Raw genomic sequence first — 1,130 nt, 5'->3', positions numbered from 1 at the left:
GGTCCAGCCCGCCTTGTCGAGGATCGCGGCCGCGTGCTTCGGATCGTAGGAGAAATGCGTGCTCTCATCGGCCCAGGACGGCGTGTTCTTCGCGAGTGTGCTCGTGGCGACGGCGAAGAGCTTGTTCAAGGCGGTATCCCGCACGACGGTCGGGTCGATCGCGGCGGCGATCGCCTCTCGCACGGCGATGTCCGAGACGATCGGGCGGGCGAGGTTGAAGGAGAGCCCGAAGCTGATGCCCGGATTGCCGCGGGAGATCAGGGGGTAGCCCGAGTCCTGAAGCGTCTGCACGTCGGTGGGCTGGACGCCGCCGATGACGTCGACCTGACCGCTGGTCAGGCTGCCGGTGCGGACGCCGGCCTCGGGGGCGACCTGGAACGTGACGGTGTCCAGGTGGGCGCGCCCGGTGTTCCCGAGCGGCTTGGGCGCCCAGGCGTAGTTCTTCCGGGCGGTGAGAACGGTCGCGACGTTCTTGGTGTAGCTGCCGAGCGTGAACGGACCGGTGCCGACGATCGCCTTGCCGTCGGCGCGGTCGGCGAAAGGCACGGCGAGGGTGGCGTCGCCGACGATGCCCAGGCCGACGCTCGCCGTCGAGTTCGGGAACGCGGCGTTCGGCGTGCGGAAGTCGACCTCGACGGTGTCGTCGTCGATGACCTTGGTCTCCTTGTAGCCGACGAAGTTGCTCGTGGTCTGCGTCAGCGCTCCCGCGGCCTGGATGTCGTCGAAGGTGGCCTTGACGTTGGCGGCGGTGAACGGCGTGCCGTCGGAGAAGGTGACGCCGTGCCGCAGCTCGAAGGTGAACGACGTCGCGTCGGCGTTGCTCTTGTACGAGGTGGCGAGCCACGGCTCGAGCTTCCCGGACTCGGGATCCTGGTAGAGCAGGGAGTCGACGAGCTGCCGTGTGACGTACCAGGTGTCGTTCCCGGAGCCGATCCCGGAGGGGTTCAGCGAGATCGGGTCGTTGGCGATCGCGAAGGTGAGCGCTCCACCGTCGACAGGCTTCCCGGCATCGCCCGTCGGCGCGCTTGCGGGCGCGGGCGCCGAGCAGGCGCTGAGGGCGAGGCCGGCGATGACGGCGATCGAGGCGAGCGCCGTCGTCCGCAGGCGCAGGGCGGCGTGCGGGCGCGACG

Annotated in this window: 1 protein-coding gene; it reads right to left on the bottom strand. The window is 69.7% G+C overall.

From position 1 onward, the window contains the following. The coding region (locus tag B7X32_RS20985) for an ABC transporter substrate-binding protein (protein ID WP_366247020.1) at positions 1-1,130 on the bottom strand (1,130 nt) is incomplete at both ends.

It is taken from the genome of Microbacterium sp. 13-71-7, assembly GCF_002257455.1.
GTDB lineage: Bacteria > Actinomycetota > Actinomycetes > Actinomycetales > Microbacteriaceae > Microbacterium.
This window is presented reverse-complemented; position numbering and strand designations above follow the sequence as displayed.